The sequence below is a fragment of the Negativicutes bacterium genome (assembly GCA_018052945.1).
GTDB lineage: Bacteria > Bacillota > Negativicutes > JAGPMH01 > JAGPMH01 > JAGPMH01.
The window spans coordinates 1-20,635 of sequence record JAGPMH010000007.1; the positions used below are offsets into that span (position 1 = coordinate 1).

The following is a 20,635-nucleotide window of genomic DNA, read 5'->3' on the forward strand; positions in this document are numbered from 1 at the left end:
GTTTTATCTGCTATTGCAATTCCTAAATTTACTGATTCAACCGCAGCTGCTAATACTGCTAAAATTCAAGCTGACTTAAGAACTATTGATGCTGCTATTGTAATGTATCAAGCACAAAGAGGTTCGGATCCTGCTGGTATAGGAGCTGCTGGTGACGCAGCAACAAGAGCTACATTGATGGGAGCTGGATTGCTAGTTGAAACACCAACGCCACCAAGAGGGAAATGTTTTCTAGGTGGAGCAACTGCTGTAGCTGTTCCGGCTTCTGCTTATACTTTCGAAACAGTGAATGGAACTATGAGAGCTGTATGTAAAACAGGTAACACATCAGATAAGTTTAAAAAATCTTAATTTTTAAGAATACTTTCTTGGCTATAGCCAAGAAAGTATTCTTCTTCTTAAAGAGGAGGTAACATGCTGATAATTTTTATAGCGGGCTTAGTTATTGGTAGTTTTCTTAATGTTTGCATTTACCGCCTGCCTCTAGAGCAATCGCTGTCATTTCCGCCGTCGCATTGTCAACATTGCCAGAGTGCTGTGAAAAAGTATGATTTAATTCCGGTACTAAGTTGGTTGTTATTAGGCGGAAAATGTCGCCAGTGCGGGATGAAAATATCTTATATTTATCCGTTGGTAGAATTATTAACTGCCTTAATGTTTGTCTGGGCTTATGTAGCAACTAATAGTAATTTAGAATTAATGCGAGCATTGAGCTTAGTCAGTTTTTTTATTGTAATAACTGTTATTGATTTTCAACACCAATTAATATTAGATAAGCTTTTAATACCAATGGCAATAGTTGGTGTGGGGTTTAATGTGCTAATTAATGAGAATTTATTAGCAGGCTATAATTATGGTGCAGAGCTACTAACAGTCAGCTATGCTGAAATGGCGCTGGGTAGTATCATCGGTGGCGGACTATTACTGATAATTGCGATTGTTAGCAATGGCGGTATGGGTGGTGGTGATGTTAAACTAGCAACAGTATTAGGGTTGTGGCTAGGGTGGCAGTATAATATTACATTATTACTATTATCTTTTATTTTAGGGGGCATTATTTGTAGTTTATTGTTACTGCTGAAAATTAGAAGTCGTAAGGATTATATTCCCTTCGGCCCGTTTATTACCTTAGCAGGATGGCTGGTGTATTTATATGGCAAGGAAATTATCAATTGGTATTGGAGTTTGATGAGCTGATGAATAAAGGCTTTTTCCTGATAGAGTTGGTAGTGGCGGTAGCTGTGCTGAGTATTTTAAGCAGTATTGTTTTACCGCAACTGGTTAATACTGATAAGTTATTATTAATGGCGGCAGCACAGCAAATAACTGCCGATTTACGCTATTTACAAGAGGTTAACAGCAATGTTAGTGTGGGTAGTAATGATTTTCCGGAAATTAATACTAATTTGGGGTTAGAGTTGGTGTTTTTTCATAAAGAGAATAATGGTTATTATCTGGTTAAAGGCAGTAATGTTGTCAAAACTATTGAGTTACCGAAAAATGTTGCAGTAAACAGTTCTTATACAAAAGTGGCTTTTGATACTAATGGTTATACCAAACCTCAGCATATTAATTTAACTGTTAACAGGCAACTCTTGGCGGTAATTATAAATAGTGCCGGAAGAATTAGAATTCAATAATAGAATAGAGGTAGATAATGAACAAGAACGGGTTTGTGATAATAGATTGCGTCCTTAGCGTTTTTATTATAACTACAACTATTTTACCGATATTACATTATATTACTATTTATACCAATAACAGCATTACTTCTTTCAATTATTATCAAGCTAGTATTTTAGCAGAAAATGAGCTCGAAACTTTGAAGGGTAAAATAAAGTTTGGAAGCAGTAATGGTGTTATTGAGAAAAAAAGTCTGAATAATTATCATTTTACAAAAAATATCAAAAAGCAAAATTATGAGGTCTATACCGATTTCTCCCAAGCAGAAGATAATCTGGTAAAAGTAAGCGTGAAAGTGCAGTGGCAAGAGGATACTAAGTATAAAGAGTTTGAACTGGAAAGCTTATTATGAAGAAGTGCTATTATAATTTTGCTAATCAGGGTTTTATCTTGGTAGAATTAATACTATATTGTCTGTTGATAATGCTGATAACACAGGTTTTAGCTAATGTGATGGTTAGCACTTATAAAAATTATCAGTGTTGTCTGACTCAAATTGAACTACAACATAATATCAGATTTGCAGTAGAAAGCATTGAAAGAGATGCTTTCTTGGCAAAAAAAATAGAAGTTAATAATAATGTATTGTTGATTTTCAAAGGAACTGATACTACTAATGAAGTAGTTCGTTATGAACTGAGCAGAAAATATCATCCGTATCGTTTAATGCGAGATGGCCAGCCGGTTACCGGTAACAGCATCAATAATGAGGTGGAAATTTCAAGTTTTTCACTAATAAAAAAAGGAAATAATATTCTGGATGTGGAAATTATAGGAGTTGATAGTAATAGCTCCGAATATTTAGCCATAGATAAAGTCATAAATATCATGAATGAGACTTGAAGGTGTAGTGATGAACAACCAAAAGGGCTTCATGACAGTTTTAGCAATGGTGATGATGGGGATAATGTTGTTATTGCTATTTAGCTTAACAACGGTTAAAACGGCAGATAACCAAATGAAGTTAGTATACTATGACGGTATTAAAGCGCGGTATCTTGCTGAAGCCGGAGCTAAAAAAGCTTATATGAAAATTTCAAATGATGAATATTTTCGTCAGCAACTGAAAATTAATCATGCTGCCATAAATTTAAATTCCGCTAAGCAAGAATTTAACAATGGCTTATATGAAGTTGCAGTGAAATATAACAATGAAAAATTTGAAATTTATGCCAAAGGTACATGCGAAACCGCTCAAAGGCAAATAATTTTATGGATAGAAGAATTAGATAACAATGATTATAAAATTATTGCTTGGAAAAATTGTTAAAAGCAATTATTGAAAAAAGAGGAAGAGATGAATGGATAATAAAAAGTTTCAAATTGTTAACTGTATGGAAAAAGCAGTCTTTGATCACTTGGATAATATCATCAATGAAAATAAAACTATTTGTAAATGTGAAAAATGCCGAATGGATGTTGCTGTGCTAGCCCTTAATACGTTAAAGCCACATTATGTTTTAACATTAAAGGGTGGAACTTTTACTAGATTAAAACTATACGAAACACAAAGTGAAGCTGATATTATTTTTGCGTTAACAAAAGCTATAGAAAAAGTCGAGGGTAATCCACAACATGAAGAGCTATTATAGTAAACTTGTTGGAAAAATAAAAAATAGAATATTGCCATCAAAAGAAAGTGTATTGGGAATTGATGTTGGGCCAGGGTATTTGAAAGTAGTAGAATTGTCGTTAGTAGAAGAAAATACTATTAAGGCAGTGGCTATTAATTCGTTAGATAAAAGTATTTTTGACGAAGAGGGTATTGCTGATATAAATTTACTGAGTCAAATCCTAAGAAGAACCATCGAAGTTAATGGTATTAGTGCAAAACACGCTGTTCTTTCCTTGGGCGGGAGAGCTTTGTTTGCCAGAGAAATTTTATTTCCCAAAATGACAGAAACAGAACTTACCGAGGCGATAAAATGGGAAATTGAAAAATATGTGCCATATGAGCCGGAAAAGTATTTTTATGATTACAATGTTATTGGTGAAGCGGAAAATGGCAAAGAAATCAGAGTGATGTTGGTAGCTGCACCAAAAGGTAATGTAGAAAACTTGGTTAGTTTGGTGAAAAGTGCAGGTTTAAAACCATTTATTATCGATGGTGAAACCTTTGCTTTGTCACGGACAATTGGCGTCGAAGATTATATTTGTGTTGATATTGGTAAAGTAAATACTCAAGTTATTATTTATCAAGATGGGGTGCCAATCACAAATCGTAATATTCCGTTATTCGGTGATAGTTTTACAAGAGCGATTGCACAGGTGCTAGACCTTGATTATGTTGAGGCGGAGTCTTTTAAACAACGTCAAAAAAACTTGGTAACTGTACTTGGACAAGTCGAAACAGTAACACCGGTTCAAGAGAAACTTAATGAAATGGTTGATGAATTAGGCAGGGAAATATTACGGACGATAGAATATTTTCAAATTCAAAAGCGTGAAGCGGTTTTTGAAAAAATCATTATCAGTGGTGGCGGGGCTAGATTGGATGGTTTAGTAAACCGTTTAGCCACTGAGATTAGAATACCGGTAGAAATGCATCAACCATTACAAAATTTGCAATGGATAAAATCGTTTGATAAACAATATTTACAAAGTGTTGCACCACAATTGGCGATTGCAGTAGGGTTAGCGTTACGCGGAGGTGAAGAGTAATGATTAAAATTAACTTGTTACCACCGGAACAGCGTAAAGTTAAAATTCCGCTAAAAAAAGCCTTTCTGATAACCTCAGGGTTGGTACTAATGTTGTTGATTGCTGTTTATACAGGAGCCTTAGTGGAAGAATATTTTTTAAAACAAGAATTGGCAAAAGTTAATGAAACTTATCACCAAATGTCATATGTGATGGATACAAAGCAACAGTTTGATGTTAAGCAACAAGAAATTAATAAACGCAATGATATCTTGGTGAAGTTATCGAAAAATACAAAATCGTGGAACTCTTTATTAATTCACTTAGGAAGTATTATGACTAATGATGTTTGGTTGACTGATGTGAAGATGAATGATAAACAAGTGTTAAGTATCAGAGGGATGGCGGCATCTTATCCGGCATTGGCAAAAACTTTAAAAAACTGTGAAAAAGATACTTACTTTAATAATGTAAACTTGGTTAATTCTGAAGCGGGTAAAGGTGAGCAAGACAAGATGTTAACCTCTTTTGAAATTCAAGCAAGCTTCAAGGAGTTGTAGATATTGGAAAAGATAACGGCTAAATTGGAGACAAGGCATAAAATATTTTTCTTTGTACTGGGTCTTGCTATTGTAGTGATGGTGTTTTATACTTATGTATATCAGTCGCAACAACAATGTCTTGCACAGTTGAACACTGATTTACAAATGATAAAACAAAAAGTGCAAGTATTGGAAGGTTTTTTAGTGCAACATCCTGATTTAAAGCAATATGAGAAAGAATTGCAAGATAAAACAGATTTAGTTAATAGTAAATTACCGGCAGATAAAGATATTAGTTCTTTTATTATGCAAGTAGAAGACAGTGCGAAAAAAACTAATGTAAAATTAAATAGAGTAAAGCCAATCGGCGAAGAAAATAAAGAGAATTATCGAGGCATTAAGGTCGAATTAGATATTACCGGAGATTATTTTCAAACTTTGGAATTTCTAAAGAAATTAGAACAGTTGCAGCGTTTTAATACTGTGACAGATATGAGTGTTCAAGCGAAAGATGAAATTTTGAACAGTAAATTATCGCTACTGGTATATTCTTATGGAGTAACACCGACTGAGGCTAATAAAACTCAAAATAATAATTAAAAATTTGTTGCGTCTATCTCTTTATAAGGTAGACGCTTTTTTATGATATGAAAGGATGATAATATGTTTCGTTTTTTAACATCAGGAGAGTCTCATGGACAAGCTTTGACAGCAATTGTCGAAGGAATTCCAGCAGGACTGAAAGTTGATCTGGATTTTATCAATAAAGATTTAGCTAGACGCCAACAAGGTTATGGTCGTGGTGGCAGAATGAAAATAGAAAAAGACCAAGTAGAGATTTTATCAGGAGTTCGTTTTGGTGAAACTATGGGTGATCCAATTACCTTGCTAATAAAAAATAAAGATTGGGCTAATTGGCAAGAAAAAATGTCGGTAGCCGGAGCTGAATTTGGTCCGAAGGTTACTGCTGCTCGTCCAGGACATGCCGATATTACGGGTGTTCAAAAATATAATCGCAAAGATATTCGCGATATTTTAGAACGGGCTAGTGCCAGAGAAACAGCCAGTCGAGTTGCGGTAGGCGGGTTTGCAAAAATATTATTAAAAGCTTGTGGTATTGAAGTTGTTTCTCATGTTACTAATATTGGTGGCGTAAAGATCACCAAAAAAGTAGCAACAGCAGAATTGTTTGATAACAGTAAATCCGAATTAAATTGTTATGATGAAGTTGCAGAACAGCAAATGATGGAAGTTATTGATAATGCCAAAAAAGCCGGTGACACTTTAGGTGGTGTGTTTGAGGTTGTTGTGACCGGCGCGGTTAAAGGTCTTGGTAGCCATATTCAATGGGATACCAGATTAGATGCTAAAATTGCGGCGGCCTTAATGTCAATTCAAGCAATTAAAGGTGTTGAAGTTGGTGAAGGGTTTGAATATGCCAATTTACCGGGTAGTAAAGCTCATGATGAGATGTTTTTAACTGAAAATAAAAATTATATGCGTAAAACTAATCATGCCGGTGGCATTGAGGGTGGAATGAGTAATGGTGAAGAAATTGTTGTAAGAGCGGTTATGAAGCCGATTCCAACTTTGATGAGACCGTTAGCTTCAGTTGATATTGAAAGTAAAAATGAAGTTTCGGCCAATACAGAGCGTAGTGATGTTTGTGCTGTATCGGCAGCTTCTGTTGTTGGTGAAGCGATGGTGGCAATTGCTTTAGTCGAAGTATTGTTGGAAAAGTTTGCTAATGATAATATGGCAGATTTATTAGCGTCGATTAAACAATACCAAGAGCGAATTGGTTGGTGAGACAGTGAATGTTGTATTAATTGGGTTTATGGGAACAGGTAAAAGTAGTATTGGTAAATTATTGTCAGCGAAACTTGGCTATAAATTTGTTGATAGTGATCAGCAGATTGAATATGATTTAAAAATGTCGATTAGTGATATTTTTGCTAAACATGGTGAAAATTATTTTCGCCAAGCTGAACATAGAATTATAAAGAAAATTTCTCAGTATAATAAAGCTGTCATTTCTACCGGTGGCGGTGTAGTGTTAAATAAAGATAATATGGTAGAATTGCGAAAAAAAGGGATGGTTATTTCACTCAGTGCATCCATTGACACTATTTTGGAGCGGACTAATCGCCGTAATAATCGACCGCTCCTAGAACAAGAAGACCGTAAAGCAGCGATTACGGAGCTTTTGGCAAAAAGGGCCGAATTTTATGCTGATGCTGATTTGGTGGTTGATACCGGTAAATATAATCCGCAAGAAGTGGTTCATATTATTTTAAACTTTCTAAAAGAAAAAGGAGCAGTCTATGCCAAAAGTAAAGGTTGATTTACCTAATAATTCTTATATGATAGAGATTGGTTATGATATTTTAGGGCAGATTGGTCAAGAAATAGCGGAGTTTAATTTTTCAAAGCAATTATTATTAATCACTGATGATAATGTAGAAAAGTTATATGCCGATACAGTACAAGTGTCATTAAAGCAACAGGGCTACTTTGTCGAGAAGTTTGTTATTCCGGCCGGAGAAAGTTCAAAATCTTTTGATATGGCTAAAGAAATTTATACTAAAGCGATAAAAATGGGGCTGGATCGTAAAGGCGCTATTATTGCTTTAGGGGGTGGCGTTGTTGGTGATTTGGCAGGATATATTGCCTCAACTTATTTGCGGGGGATTCCTTTTATCCAAGTGCCAACTAGTTTACTAGCACAAGTTGACTCCAGTGTGGGCGGAAAAGTTGCGATAAATCATGAGTTAGGTAAAAATTTAATTGGTTCATTTTATCAACCCAAAAAAGTTTTGATTGATTTAAAATGCCTAGAAACGCTACCGAAACGCGAAATTATTTCGGGAATGGCGGAAATTATTAAGTATGGCTTTATTTATGACCAAGATTTATTTTCTTATCTTAGTGCAAATAGTCAACAGCTAATGGCTTTAAATTTTGAATGTTTAGCAAAAGTAGTGTCTAGATCTTGTGAAATAAAAGCTGATGTAGTCAGACAAGATGAAAAAGAAGCAAACCTTAGAGCTATTTTAAATTTTGGACATACTATTGCCCATGCGATTGAAAGTAATACTAAATATAAGCTATATACTCATGGTGAAGCGGTGGGGATTGGATTATATGGAGCAGTATTGTTAAGTCATTACCACGAAATGGTTGATGTCAATACTGTTAGAGTAACCAAAGAGCTTTTAGAAAAGTTTGAATTACCGTTACAAGCTAAGCAGTGTAATGTTGACACTTTGTTTGAGATTGTCGGTCGTGACAAGAAAGCTGTTAATGGTAAAGTTAAATGGATTTTATTAGCTGAGATTGGGAAAGTTATAATTAGCGATCAAGTATCAACTGAGCAAATTAAGAAAGTCTTACATGAAATTGTAGTTTAAGTTACAATAATAACTAAAATACTTGATGTTTAACCTGTAAAGTGTTAATATTATAATGTGTTAATTGATATTAACAGCCTTTGGGGCAAGGTGAAAAGTTTTTACTTTAATTCCTTACCGGCGGTAGAGCCCGCGAGCCGACAGGCAGATCCGGTTAGATTCCGGAGCCGACAGTATAGTCTGGATGAGAAAAGGCGCGATATAGAGTTTTTGGGCTATAGGTGTGTCTATTTCTAAGTTTTTAAGGGCTGTTAAAAAGATTTTTCTTTTTGACAGTCTTTTTTTGTTGAGGTGATTAAATGGATGAATTTTATATGAGACAAGCATTAGAAATAGCAAAATATGCTTACGGTCGAACCAGTCCTAACCCCTTAGTCGGAGCGGTAGTAGTAAAAGATGATAGAATTGTGGGACAGGGCTGGCATCGCCAAGCTGGTACGGAGCATGCAGAAGTTCATGCTTTAAGACAAGCAGGTGCATTATGTAAAGGGGCGACGATTTATGTGACGTTAGAACCTTGTTCGCATTATGGAAAAACCCCGCCTTGTGCAGATGCTATTATTTCGGCAGGCATTACAAAAGTTGTAATTGGAATGCTTGATCCAAACCCACTGGTAGCCGGTCGCGGTGTCAAAAAAATGCAAGAGGCTGGTATTGCGGTTGTAGTGGGTGTGTTAACAGCGGAAGCTCAAAGATTAAATGAAGTTTTTCTAAAATGGATTATAGATAAAAAACCGTTTATTGTTTTAAAAACAGCGATGACCTTAGATGGTAAAATATCAACCGTTACGGGTCATTCGCGCTGGATTACTAATTCGACCTCACGACAAAGAGTTCATCAATTACGTGATATTTATGATGGAATTTTAGTAGGGGTGGGAACAGTCGTAGCGGATGATCCTGAATTGACTACTAGGTTAGCTGGAGTTGGAAAAAATCCAGTACGGATTATTGTTGATAGTTTGGCACGAACGCCGTTGACTGCAAAAGTTGTAAATGACAAAGCTGCTAGAACAATTATTGCCGTTACGGCACAAGCTAATGAACAAAAAGTTGCGGCGCTTAAAGCGGCGGGGGTAGAGGTTTTAGTAATTCCTGCAGATGAAAATAATCAAGTTGATTTAGTGCAATTAACAGCAAAATTAGGATTGAAAAATATCTGTAGTATTTTGGTAGAAGGTGGCGCAACTATTAATTTTTCTTTTATCAATAATAAATTAGTAGATAAAGTATATTCTTTTATTGCACCTAAAATTATTGGTGGGAAAGAAGCTTTGACGCCGGTGGCGGGAACAGGACTATCTAATTTAGATAATGCATTATTGCTGGAAAATATCAGCACTGAAATATTAGCTGGTGATATTTTAATAACAGGGTATGTTAAACAGGAGGAACTCTAATGTTTACCGGATTGATTGAAGAAATTGGCAACATTAAAAATATTGCTCATGGTAGTAAGTCATGTAAAATAACCATTACAGCGAAAAAAGTTTTAGAAGATGTTAAATTGGGCGATAGCATTGCTGTAAATGGGACGTGCTTGACGGTAGTTGATTATGGAGTTGATTATTTTACAGCAGATGTGATGCCGGAGACTGTTAAACGGACTGTTTTGGCAAAACTTAATAATGGCGATGTTGTTAACTTGGAACGAACAATGGCCTTGGGTGATAGATTTGGGGGACATATTGTTAGTGGTCATATTGACGGTTTAGGTGAAATTGTTAATATGAAGAAGGATGATAATGCCATTGTTATTACTATTAAAGCAAGTTCTAGTGTTATAAAATATATTATTGAAAAAGGCTCGGTAGCGATTGATGGGATAAGTTTGACGGTTGTTAGTGTTGATGCTGAAAAATTTGCAGTGTCAATTATTCCACATACGGTAGCTATGACCAATTTACATTATAAAAACACTGGTGATTATGTAAATATTGAGACTGATGTTATTGGCAAGTATGTAGAAAGATTAATGAATTTTGACAATCAGAAACCAACAAGTACTAGTAAGATAAATTTAGAATTTTTAGCGAAAAATGGATTTTAAGAGGTGAAGATAATGAAATTTAATACTATTGAAGAAGCAATTGAAGATATTAAGCAAGGTAAAATAATTGTAGTGGTGGATGATGAAGACCGCGAAAATGAAGGCGACTTATTAATGGCAGCTGAATTGGTCACACCGGAGTCGATTAATTTTATGGCAACTTATGGGCGGGGGCTGATTTGTATGCCGATTAGTGGACATAGATTAGATGAGCTAGGCCTTGATGCGATGGTTGTACATAATACGGACGCACATTGTACAGCTTTTACGGTTTCAGTAGATGCTTTTGATACGACTACTGGAATTTCTGCTTATGAAAGAGCTCATACTGTAAAAACTATTTTAGATCCGGCTGCAAAACCGCAAAGTTTACGTCGTCCTGGTCATATTTTCCCGTTAAGAGCAGTGGATGGTGGGGTTTTAAGAAGATGTGGTCATACTGAAGCGGCAGTAGACTTAGCAAAGATGGCAGGCCTTTATCCGGCTGGCGTTATTTGTGAGATTATGAATGAAGACGGCACTATGGCTAGAGTTGATGACTTACAAGATTTTGTTAAGAAACATGATTTAAAAATTATTACAATTGAAAGCCTAATCAAGTATCGTAAAGCTAATGAAACTTTCGTTAAACGGGCGGCTGAAACCAAATTACCTACAAAATTTGGTGAGTTTAAATTAGTGGCTTATGATAATACTTTAGATGATAAATGTCATGTGGCCTTGGTTAAAGGTGATGTGGATAAGCTTGATAGTGTTTTAGTGAGAGTTCATTCTGAATGTTTAACCGGGGATGTTTTTGGCTCATTACGTTGCGATTGTGGAGATCAATTAGCGATTGCTTTAGAACGCATTAATAAAGAAGGGGCCGGAGTACTACTATATATGCGTCAAGAAGGTCGTGGCATTGGTTTAGCTAATAAAGTTAGAGCTTATGCATTGCAAGATGAAGGGAAAGATACAGTTGAGGCTAATGAGTTGCTAGGTTTTGCTCCGGACTTACGAGATTATGGAATTGGCGCGCAGATTTTAGCAGATTTAGGTTTGAATAAAATTCGCTTGTTAACCAATAATCCAAGGAAAAGAATTGGGTTAGAGGGGTATGGTCTTAATATTGTGGAAAGAGTTCCATTAGAAATTAAGGCTAATAAATTTAATAAAAGATATTTAAGTGTCAAGAAATCAAAATTAGGGCATATGCTGAAACAAAATGAGGAGGAAATTTAAAATGGCAAAAACTATTGAAGGTAAATTGACAGCACAAGGGTTGAAATTTGGGATTGTGGTATCAAGATTTAATGAATTTATTAATGCTAAATTATTAGGGGGCGCGATGGATGCTTTAATTAGACATGGTGCTGCTGATGATGATATTGAAGTTGTTTGGGTTCCGGGAGCTTATGAAATACCACTGATTGCACAAAAAATGGCAAACAGTAAAAAATATGATGCAATTATTTGTCTAGGAACGGTTATTCGTGGTAGTACCACTCATTATGATTATGTTTGCAATGAAGTTGCTAAAGGTGTTGCCCATGTTGGTTTAAATACGGGAGTACCAACGATGTTTGGCGTTGTTACTACTGAAAATATTGAACAAGCAATTGAGAGAGCGGGAACTAAAGCCGGTAACAAAGGTTTTGATGCAGCCGTAGGCGCGATTGAAATGGCTAATTTATTAAAAGAAATTTAATTTAGCAGAAAAAGGCTACCTCAAAGCATTTGCAATAATCTTTGGAGGTAGCCTTTTTATTAGGAGGATTTATGAAAGATCATATTATTAAAGCAACCGCAAATGGCATTAGAGTTTTTGCCACTGTTACTACAGATTTAGTAGAAGAAGCAAGAACTCGTCATAATTGCTCACCACTGGCTATTGCTGCTTTAGGGCGGACGATGACTGGAGCGTTGTTATTAGCTGCTAATTTAAAAACGGATGAAAGTTTAACGATTAGAGTTTCCGGTAATGGTCCGTTAAAGGAAATTGTGGCAGATGCTTTGGCTAATGGTGAGGTTAGAGGGTATGTGAAAAACCCTTATATTGATTTACCATTAAACAATGGCAAATTAGCTGTTGGTGATGGTGTTGGTGCTGGACATATTTATGTAACTAGATTTACTAATTTAAAGCAGCCTTTCACTGGTAGTACTGAGCTTGTAACTGGTGAAATTGCCGAAGATTTGACTAATTATTTAATGACATCAGAACAAACTCCGTCCAGTGTGGGGTTAGGAGTATTGGTAGGCACTGATTTAAAAATTATGGCGGCTGGTGGATTTTTAATTCAAGCTTTACCTGATGTTGAAGAAAGTGCGATTGATATGCTAGAAGAAAATCTAAAGTCATTAGCACCAATTTCACAATTAATAAGTGAAGGTAAAGATGGCGCCGGCATTATTGCGGAAATTTTTAAAGGAATGGCTGTAAATTACTATGATACCACTGCTGTTAGTTTTAAATGCCAATGCAATAAAGAAAAAATTGAGAAGGTTTTAATTAGTTTAGGTGAGGCTGAATTAAATCACCTAATAGCGGAAGGGAAAGCAGAAGTTAAATGTCACTTCTGTAGTCAGGCTTATGACTTAAATAAGGAAGAATTAGAAAAGTTATTGTGTGAAGCGCAGTAACGAAATAAAAGCAAATCCTTTGGTGTAAGGATTTGCTTTTATTTTATGATTGCTTATTATATAATAAAAAAATATAGAAAAAAAGAGCTGATTATCAGCTCTTTGACTCGTATTTTAATTAAACTGCACGTTGAACTTTACCGGAACGCAGGCAACGAGTACAAACGTTAACTCTTTTTACCTCACCATTTACTAGTGCGCGAACACGTTGGATGTTTGGTTTCCAAGTACGTTTAGTTTTTAAATGAGAGTGACTCACGTTGAAACCACTAGTTATACCTTTTGCACAAACTTCACAAATATTTGCCATTTATTCCACCTCCTTTAACGAAGGACAACATATCCTCATACATAATGACTATATTCTATCACAAGGGAATAATAAAATGCAAATTCTTTTTTAAAAAATAAGAAAATTTATGTATTATTTTAAATATAATTACTATTTTATCCAAAAATATTCTTGCTTTAAATTTTGGGATTGAAATGCTATCCTTAAAAGATAGTGATGGTGGAGGATACTATGTTATTAGATAAAGATATTTTAGAACTTAAAGGTGTGGGAAAAATCAAAGCGCAAGGATTGAATAAGTTAGGGCTCTATAAAATTAGTGATTTATTAACTTATTATCCGCGAAGATATGAAGATCAAACTACTTTAACAGAACTAGCAAAGTTGAAAGATGGTATGATCTCAACTGTATTTGGTAAGGTTGTTGATATTGTTGAGTCTAAAGTTAGAAAAGGCTTAACATTAACAAAAATCCAAATAATTGATGAAAATGTTAAGGCAGAGTTAATTTATTTTAATCAACCTTTTGTAAAAAGTAAATTTTTTACAGGTTTAAATATTGTCGCTAGTGGTAAGGTTAGTGTGAAATTTCGAAACATTACTATTAGTAACCCGCAGATTGTGATTTTAAAAGATAAAAATTTATATAATGGGAGAATTTTACCAGTATATAATATTAATAATATAGTAAATCAAAAATTATTGCATAATATTATAGCAACAGTGTTAAAAGATTTAGTAGTAAAAGATTTCATACCCGTAAAAATTAGCAAATCTTTAAATTTAATAGATCGTGCCAGTGCACTAAAAAATATTCATTTCCCTAAAGATGAAAAAATGTTAATGGCAGCAAAAAACAGACTTATTTTTGAAGAGTTGTTTTTATTACAATGCGGAATGATGTTACTAAAAAAAATCACACAGCAACAACATTGTGGGATTGAGCATAGTGCTGATGGGTCTTTAGTGAAACAGCTTAAGGCAAAACTGCCGTTTGCTTTAACCAATGATCAGAAAAAAGTCTTGAGGGAGATTAAAGCTGATATGGAAACCGAAATGCCAATGCAAAGATTATTGCAGGGTGATGTTGGTTCGGGAAAAACTATTATTGCAATGTTGTTGCTGGTGAAAACTGTGGAAAATGGTTACCAAGGAGCGTTAATGGTGCCAACAGAAATTTTGGCGCAACAGCATTATAATGTGTTTTGTGAATATTTAGAGCCGTTGAAGATGAAAATTGGATTGCTAAGTAGCAAATTGACGAAAAAAGAACGACAGGAGATATTAATTAAGCTAAACGAAGGAACCATTGATATTGTCATTGGTACGCATGCCTTGATTCAAAAGGATGTTGAATTTTTCAAGTTAGGATTAGCAATAACGGATGAACAGCATCGTTTTGGTGTTAGACAAAGAGCTGATTTAAAGGCTAAAGGAAAGTTGCCGGATGTGCTTGTTATGACGGCAACGCCAATTCCGCGGACGATGTCGTTGACGGTTTATGGTGATCTAGATGTATCAACCATTAGAGAATTACCGCCGGGGCGAAAGCTTATTAGAACTTTTGTTAGAAATAGTGTTAAGCGAGAATTAATTTATGATTTTGTGTTAAAGGAACTACTAAAAGGACGACAAGCTTATGTTGTTTGTCCATTAATTGAAGAATCGGAAAATATTGATGCAGTAGCAGTAGTTGCTGTTTATGATGAACTGAGAAAAAGTGTGTTTAAAGATGTAAAATGCGCCTTACTACATGGTGGTCTTAATAAAAAAGAGAAAGAATCAGTAATGGCGGAGTTTGTAGATGGTAAGATTAAAGTTTTATTTGCAACAACAGTGATAGAAGTTGGTGTTAATGTTCCTAATGCTAGTGTGATGGTGGTAGAAGGTGCAGAAAGATTTGGATTGGCGCAGTTGCATCAATTAAGAGGGCGAATTGGTCGAGGTGAATACCAATCATATTGTATTTTGATTACCGATGGCAAAAGTACCAAGACTAAGGAACGACTAGGAATAATGGAGAAAACTAATGATGGGTTTGTGTTGGCAGAAGAGGATTTAAAAATTAGAGGCCCCGGTCACTTCTTGGGGACAAAACAACATGGCTTGCCTAACTTAAAGATAGCCGATTTAACAATGGACTTAGAAACTTTATTTTCTGCCAGAGATTATGCGATGCAAGCACTGGTAGAACCTGAAAACATACCGTTAATTATTGAGGGGTTAAGAGTTTATTTTGGGGAATGTTTTAGTGAGATTACCGGAACAATTTTATAACAAAGGCTTTATTTTAATAGTGAAAAGTTGTAAAATTAATTAATGTGCAAAAAAAGAGTTAAAGGAAAGAATTATATGAAAAAATTGATGGGCTGGGTTGTAATTATTGTAGCAATAACAGTTTTATATGCATTGTTTCCGGAATTTTTTAGGCACGCTTATGGAATTATTGAGCATGGTGATATTGGAGCTTTGGCTGATTATTTAAGAGGCTTTGGCTGGGTCGGCATTTTGGTGACAATTGCGTTGTTTATAGTGATGACTTTTACGATAGTATTTCCCTTTATGATTTTGTCGGGAGCGGCCGGAATAGTTTATGGTTTGTGGTCCGGTATTTTTATTTCTTGGTTTGGTGAAGTTATCGGTGCAGTGGTGATGTTTGTTTTTGCCAGATTTTTTTTCCGTGAAATGCTTGAAGGCCTAATAAGTAAAAGTGTTTACTTAAAAAAAGTTGATGACTATAGTGCGGAAAATGGTTTTAAAGCGTTGTTAATTGCGAGATTGTTGCCGTTAGCGCCATCAGGGATTATTACCGCGGTTGCGGCTATCAGTAAAATGAACTTTAAAGATTTTATGTTAGCAACTGTTATTGGGAAATTACCACCAGTTGTTTTGAAAGTGCTCATTGGTCATGATTTGGCGTTTGCCAATGAAAATATGACTAGATTGATTTTATTATGCTTATTAGTGGTGGTTGTTTATGCCGGATTATGGTGGCAAAAAAAAAATAGTGTTGAAACCTGAGTGAATTTTAGAGGAGGGCTTATTATGCCAATAGTACAAATTGATATGTTAGAAGGACGTACCGTAGAACAAAAAAGAGAATTAGTGCGTAAGGTTACGGCGGCGATTTGTGAAACTGCTAGTTGTTCACCGGAAGCGGTAAAAATTGTGATTAGAGATATGAGTAAAGATAATTATGGTGATGGCGGAAAATTGCGTTCTGATTTTTAAGTTATTACCTTGACATTGTGTGGTTTTTTAAGATAAAATAATATCCAAGTTGTAAGTAGAGTAGAGGTGCAGTAAACATAAGTACTTTTGGGGAGAATGGCAACAATGAACTGAGAGGAAAGGGAATACTGCCGAAGCTTTGATAAAAGCCTTGTTATCATTGCTGGTCTTACATTGAAAAAGTGTAAGATTGTCACCAATTGTTGGTGGAGTGCTATCTCATCCAGAATAAAATTTTTATTTTATTCATAAAGCTGTTTTTTGTAGCTGGTGAGAAATCTCATCAGCTATTTTTTATAATGTAAAACTTTAACAAATGCTAATATGGAAACAGAATTTTAAGCTACAAAGCTTTTAATAATAGATGGAGGTGTAATATGGTAAAAGTAATGGTTTGTGGAGCTTATGGTAAAATGGGACGTGAAGTGTTAAAAGCTGTGCATAATGATACTGAATTATCGTTAGTAGGAGCAGTCGATTTAATGTCAGAGGGTGCTGATGCCGGAGACTTGATTGGCGTTGGTAAACTAGGAATCACAGTCGAAAACAATTTGGAAGTTGCAATTAGTAAAACCAATCCGGATGTTGTAGTTGAGTTTACAAATCCGGCAGTGGTGATGCAAAACATAAGAATAGCAATGAAAAATGGTGTTTCACCGGTAGTGGGGACAACTGGTTTATCAGAAGCAGACTTAGCCGAAATAAAAAGTATGTGCAATGATAAAGTTAAAGCTTTTATTGCACCGAATTTTGCAATCGGTGCGGTGCTAATGATGAAACTATCACAACAAGTTGCAAAACATTTGCCACATGTGGAAATTATTGAATTGCATCATGATAATAAGTTAGATGCTCCTTCCGGAACTGCGTTAAGAACAGCGCAACTTATTACTGAAAGTCGTGAAAGTATTAAGCAGGGCAATCCGAAAGAAGAAGAGTTGATTAAGGGCGCACGGGGAGCTGAATATGACGGAATGCGGATTCATAGTGTTCGCTTGCCAGGGTATGTCGCTCATCAAGAAGTTATTTTTGGTGGCTTAGGACAAACTTTAAGTATTAGACATGATTCCATTTCTCGAGAATCTTTTATGCCAGGCGTAGTGCTTGCTTGCAAAAAAGTTCAACAATTAGAGGGATTGGTGTGCGGTTTAGAAAATATATTGGATTAATAAGGAGATAAAATCAATGAAAAAATATAATATTGCTATTCTTGGGGCAACAGGCGCGGTTGGTCAAGAATTTTTAACTTTAATAGAAGAAAGAAAATTCCCTTTTGCTAATTTGAAACTATTAGCATCAAAGAGATCAGCCGGTAAGGTTATAACTTTTATGGGCAAAGAATATGTGGTAGAAGAAGCTAGTAATGATTCTTTTAAAGATATTGATATTGCCTTGTTTGCTGGCGGCTCGGCAAGTACTGTTTTTGCTGAGGCTGCGGTAAAAAGTGGTGCAGTTGTTATTGATAATTCCAGTGCATTTAGAATGGACCCTAACGTTCCGTTAGTAGTGCCGGAAGTTAATCCAGAAGCAATTAGTAGTCATAAGGGTATTATTGCTAACCCTAATTGTTCTACTATTATTATGACAATGGCTCTTAAGCCGATTTATGATAAAGCGAAAATTAAAAGAATTATTGTTTCTACCTATCAAGCGGTTTCTGGAGCAGGAAAAGAAGCTATTGATGAACTTGATAATCAAGTGAAAGCGATTGCTGAAGGTCGAGATGTTGAGGCGAAAGTTTTACCGAGCGCTAGTTTACCAAAACATTATCAAATTGCTTTTAACTTGATACCGCAAATTGATGTGTTCACCGATAGTGGTTACACTAAAGAAGAAATTAAAATGATTAAAGAAACACATAAAATTTTGCAAGATGACAATATTGGTATTACCGCTACAACTATTAGGGTTCCGGTATATCGTAGTCATGCTGAATCAATCAATATTGAGTTGGAAGATGAGGTTACGGTAGCTGAGGCGAAAGCTTTGCTAAATGCCTTCCCGGGGGTAATTGTACAAGATGAACCGGAGAATATGGTTTATCCAATGCCACTATATACATCGATGCAAGATGAAGTTTTTGTTGGACGGATTAGAAAAGATAATTCGATTAAACATGGTTTGAACTTATGGGTTGTTGGTGATCAAATTCGTAAGGGTGCAGCATTAAATGCTTTACAAATTGCTGAATACATGATTAATAATAATTTATTAAGTAAATAATTAGTTTAAAAAGTCCATTTTTTAATGGACTTTTTTTAAGGTGATTAGTCTGAAAGCCTGATGTATTCTAAGATAAAGCTTGTTGTTTCGATAATCATAAGGTATAATGATAATTGAGTTAGCGAACGGATGATTTTGGGATAACGTAATTTTGGGTAACTTTAATTGTGCGGAAAGAACGAAATATTGAATTAAGTTGGTAATGAAAACCAAAAATGTTAATATAATAAAATGTGGAGGTGTGAAATTTTTTGACACAAGTAGAACAAAAACTTCAAATTATCCCCCTAGGTGGGTTAGGGGAGATTGGGAAAAATTTAACGGTAGTAAGATGTGGTGATGAAATTATTGTCATTGACTGCGGGTTAATGTTCCCTGACGATGAAATGTTAGGAATTGATTTAGTTATTCCTGATATAACATATTTACTAGAAAACATTGATTTAGTAAAAGCGATTGTTTTAACGCATGGTCATGAGGATCATATTGGAGCGTTACCATATGTATTGAGAAATTTAAATGTTCCGGTATATGGTACTAAATTGACTTTAGGAATTTTAGAAGGTCGCTTAAGAGAAAACAATGTTGACTCCAGTAGCTTAGTACCGGTAAAACCTGGTGATTTAATCCATATTGGCTGTTTTAAAGTGGGCTTTGTTAATGTTAGTCATAGCATTGCTGATGCTGTAGCATTATACATTAAAACACCGCTTGGAACTATTGTTCATACTGGAGACTTTAAACTTGATCAAACACCGGTTGATGGAAAAGTAACTGATTTTCATAAATTTGCTGAGCTGGGCGATCAAGGAGTATTGGTAATGTTAGCAGATAGCACTAATGCTGAACGACCTGGCCATACTTTAAGTGAAAAAACAGTTGGTGTAGCCTTTGATGAGGCTTTCCGAAATATTAAAGACCGCATTATTATTGCTACTTTTTCCTCTAATGTACATCGAATTCAACAAGTTATTGATACTGCCCATAAATATAATCGCAAAGTAGCAGTATTAGGTCGCAGTATGGTGAATGTAAGTAATATTTCAGCCGAACTTGGCTATCTTAATATTCCGGATGGAGTTTTAATTGATATTGATGAGATTAATAATTATCCGCCATCTAATATTGTTATTATTACTACCGGTAGTCAGGGTGAGCCGATGTCTGCGTTGACAAGAATGTCGACCTCAGATCATCGTAAAGTAGGAATTGTTCCGGGAGATACAGTTATTATTTCCGCAACACCAATTCCGGGCAATGAAAAACTTGTTTCAAGAACAATTGATAATTTATTGAAACAAGGGGCAAATGTTATTTATGAAAAAACTTCGGGTATTCATGTTTCCGGACATGCTAGTCAAGAAGAGTTAAAACTAATTCACAATTTAGTTAGACCCAAATTCTTTATTCCTGTTCATGGTGAGTATCGTCATTTAAGAAAGCATGCTATGCTAGCTCAAGATTTAGGCATGCCGAAAGAAAATGTATTTGTTGCTGAAAATGGTAACATTATTGAGTTCACCAAAGAAAAAGGTGGAATTGTTGGTAAAGTTCCTTCGGGAATTGTACTGGTTGATGGTTTAGGCGTAGGTGATGTTGGTAATATCGTTCTTCGTGATCGTCGTCAATTATCACAAGATGGTATTTTAATTATCGTAGTGACAATGGACAAAGAAATGGGTGCTGTTGTTGCTGGACCTGATATTGTTTCACGGGGCTTTGTGTATGTCCGTGAATCGGAAGAGTTAATGGAAGAAGCAAAAGAAAAAGTAAAAATGGCATTAGAAAAATGCGAAGACAATAATATAACAGAATGGGCAGTTATTAAATCAAATGTGAGAGATGCGCTAGGTAGATACTTGTATGAGCGCACTCGCAGACGTCCAATGATTTTGCCTATAATAATGGAAATTTAACAACAACCCCGATCTCCGCACAG

At 35.3% G+C, this 20,635-nt stretch carries 25 protein-coding genes and 1 riboswitch; of the genes, 24 read left to right on the plus strand and 1 reads right to left on the minus strand.

Going from position 1 to position 20,635, the window contains the following annotated elements:
• The 18 genes from KBI38_01885 to hslO all read left to right on the plus strand — a co-directional run.
• Positions 1–351: hypothetical protein (locus KBI38_01885; protein MBP8628810.1), on the plus strand; the 351-nt coding region annotated here is incomplete at its 5' end.
• 63 nt (positions 352–414) lie between these two features.
• Positions 415–1,197 carry a prepilin peptidase gene (locus KBI38_01890; GenBank protein MBP8628811.1) on the plus strand — a complete coding sequence of 261 codons (783 nt, stop codon included), beginning with the start codon at positions 415–417 and terminating at the stop codon, positions 1,195–1,197.
• The gene (locus tag KBI38_01895; GenBank protein MBP8628812.1) at positions 1,197–1,640 is read left to right on the plus strand and encodes a prepilin-type N-terminal cleavage/methylation domain-containing protein; all 444 of its coding nucleotides are present in this window, start codon (positions 1,197–1,199) and stop codon (positions 1,638–1,640) included. Before KBI38_01890 ends, KBI38_01895 begins: the two co-directional genes overlap by 1 nt.
• Before the next feature lie 17 nt (positions 1,641–1,657).
• Positions 1,658–2,035: a hypothetical protein gene (locus KBI38_01900; GenBank protein MBP8628813.1), complete on the plus strand. Its 378-nt coding sequence runs from the start codon at positions 1,658–1,660 to the stop codon at positions 2,033–2,035.
• Positions 2,032–2,526, plus strand: coding sequence for a hypothetical protein (locus KBI38_01905; GenBank protein MBP8628814.1), 495 nt, complete (start codon positions 2,032–2,034; stop codon positions 2,524–2,526). The genes KBI38_01900 and KBI38_01905 overlap by 4 nt, the downstream gene beginning before the upstream one ends.
• Positions 2,527–2,536: 10 nt before the next feature.
• A complete protein-coding gene (locus tag KBI38_01910; protein MBP8628815.1) occupies positions 2,537–2,953 on the plus strand; it encodes a hypothetical protein in 417 nt (138 codons plus the stop codon).
• Between the two features lie 31 nt (positions 2,954–2,984).
• Positions 2,985–3,275 carry a late competence development ComFB family protein gene (locus tag KBI38_01915; protein MBP8628816.1) on the plus strand — a complete coding sequence of 97 codons (291 nt, stop codon included), beginning with the start codon at positions 2,985–2,987 and terminating at the stop codon, positions 3,273–3,275.
• Complete coding sequence (gene pilM, locus KBI38_01920) at positions 3,259–4,344, plus strand: type IV pilus assembly protein PilM (protein ID MBP8628817.1); 1,086 nt, start codon at positions 3,259–3,261, stop codon at positions 4,342–4,344. The genes KBI38_01915 and pilM overlap by 17 nt, the downstream gene beginning before the upstream one ends.
• A complete protein-coding gene (locus KBI38_01925) occupies positions 4,344–4,883 on the plus strand; it encodes a PilN domain-containing protein (GenBank protein ID MBP8628818.1) in 540 nt (179 codons plus the stop codon). The genes pilM and KBI38_01925 overlap by 1 nt, the downstream gene beginning before the upstream one ends.
• A gap of 3 nt (positions 4,884–4,886) precedes the next feature.
• Entirely contained in the window at positions 4,887–5,465 is a 579-nt protein-coding gene (pilO, locus tag KBI38_01930; GenBank protein MBP8628819.1) for a type 4a pilus biogenesis protein PilO, read from the plus strand.
• Between the two features lie 63 nt (positions 5,466–5,528).
• Positions 5,529–6,674: a chorismate synthase gene (aroC, locus tag KBI38_01935; protein MBP8628820.1), complete on the plus strand. Its 1,146-nt coding sequence runs from the start codon at positions 5,529–5,531 to the stop codon at positions 6,672–6,674.
• 28 nt (positions 6,675–6,702) lie between these two features.
• Complete coding sequence (locus KBI38_01940; GenBank protein ID MBP8628821.1) at positions 6,703–7,209, plus strand: shikimate kinase; 507 nt, start codon at positions 6,703–6,705, stop codon at positions 7,207–7,209.
• A complete protein-coding gene (aroB, locus tag KBI38_01945; GenBank protein MBP8628822.1) occupies positions 7,190–8,275 on the plus strand; it encodes a 3-dehydroquinate synthase in 1,086 nt (361 codons plus the stop codon). The genes KBI38_01940 and aroB overlap by 20 nt, the downstream gene beginning before the upstream one ends.
• Before the next feature lie 72 nt (positions 8,276–8,347).
• A riboswitch (FMN riboswitch) is annotated at positions 8,348–8,475 on the plus strand.
• 99 nt (positions 8,476–8,574) lie between these two features.
• The gene (gene ribD, locus KBI38_01950) at positions 8,575–9,675 is read left to right on the plus strand and encodes a bifunctional diaminohydroxyphosphoribosylaminopyrimidine deaminase/5-amino-6-(5-phosphoribosylamino)uracil reductase RibD (GenBank protein ID MBP8628823.1); all 1,101 of its coding nucleotides are present in this window, start codon (positions 8,575–8,577) and stop codon (positions 9,673–9,675) included.
• Complete coding sequence (locus KBI38_01955; GenBank protein ID MBP8628824.1) at positions 9,675–10,325, plus strand: riboflavin synthase; 651 nt, start codon at positions 9,675–9,677, stop codon at positions 10,323–10,325. The genes ribD and KBI38_01955 overlap by 1 nt, the downstream gene beginning before the upstream one ends.
• Positions 10,326–10,337: 12 nt before the next feature.
• Positions 10,338–11,549 carry a bifunctional 3,4-dihydroxy-2-butanone-4-phosphate synthase/GTP cyclohydrolase II gene (locus KBI38_01960; GenBank protein MBP8628825.1) on the plus strand — a complete coding sequence of 404 codons (1,212 nt, stop codon included), beginning with the start codon at positions 10,338–10,340 and terminating at the stop codon, positions 11,547–11,549.
• A 1-nt stretch (position 11,550) separates the two neighbouring features.
• Positions 11,551–12,015, plus strand: a complete 465-nt coding sequence (locus KBI38_01965) for a 6,7-dimethyl-8-ribityllumazine synthase (GenBank protein ID MBP8628826.1) — start codon at positions 11,551–11,553, stop codon at positions 12,013–12,015.
• 71 nt (positions 12,016–12,086) lie between these two features.
• Positions 12,087–12,950 (plus strand): Hsp33 family molecular chaperone HslO, encoded by an 864-nt coding sequence (gene hslO, locus KBI38_01970; protein ID MBP8628827.1) that lies wholly within the window; start codon positions 12,087–12,089, stop codon positions 12,948–12,950.
• A 118-nt stretch (positions 12,951–13,068) separates the two neighbouring features.
• Here the strand turns inward: hslO and KBI38_01975 are convergent, their stop codons facing one another.
• Positions 13,069–13,260 (minus strand): 50S ribosomal protein L28, encoded by a 192-nt coding sequence (locus KBI38_01975; GenBank protein ID MBP8628828.1) that lies wholly within the window; start codon positions 13,258–13,260, stop codon positions 13,069–13,071.
• A gap of 213 nt (positions 13,261–13,473) precedes the next feature.
• Here KBI38_01975 and recG point away from each other — a divergent pair, with 213 nt between their 5' ends.
• The 6 genes from recG (at position 13,474) to KBI38_02005 (ending at position 20,612) form a co-directional block, all read left to right on the plus strand.
• Entirely contained in the window at positions 13,474–15,519 is a 2,046-nt protein-coding gene (gene recG, locus KBI38_01980) for an ATP-dependent DNA helicase RecG (protein ID MBP8628829.1), read from the plus strand.
• Positions 15,520–15,594: 75 nt separating this feature from the next.
• Positions 15,595–16,263 carry a TVP38/TMEM64 family protein gene (locus KBI38_01985; protein ID MBP8628830.1) on the plus strand — a complete coding sequence of 223 codons (669 nt, stop codon included), beginning with the start codon at positions 15,595–15,597 and terminating at the stop codon, positions 16,261–16,263.
• A 24-nt stretch (positions 16,264–16,287) separates the two neighbouring features.
• The gene (locus KBI38_01990) at positions 16,288–16,473 is read left to right on the plus strand and encodes a 4-oxalocrotonate tautomerase (GenBank protein ID MBP8628831.1); all 186 of its coding nucleotides are present in this window, start codon (positions 16,288–16,290) and stop codon (positions 16,471–16,473) included.
• 377 nt (positions 16,474–16,850) lie between these two features.
• Positions 16,851–17,642 (plus strand): 4-hydroxy-tetrahydrodipicolinate reductase, encoded by a 792-nt coding sequence (locus KBI38_01995; GenBank protein MBP8628832.1) that lies wholly within the window; start codon positions 16,851–16,853, stop codon positions 17,640–17,642.
• A 16-nt stretch (positions 17,643–17,658) separates the two neighbouring features.
• Positions 17,659–18,696, plus strand: coding sequence for an aspartate-semialdehyde dehydrogenase (locus tag KBI38_02000; GenBank protein ID MBP8628833.1), 1,038 nt, complete (start codon positions 17,659–17,661; stop codon positions 18,694–18,696).
• 251 nt (positions 18,697–18,947) lie between these two features.
• A complete protein-coding gene (locus KBI38_02005) occupies positions 18,948–20,612 on the plus strand; it encodes a ribonuclease J (protein MBP8628834.1) in 1,665 nt (554 codons plus the stop codon).
• The last annotated feature ends 23 nt before the right edge of the window (positions 20,613–20,635 follow it).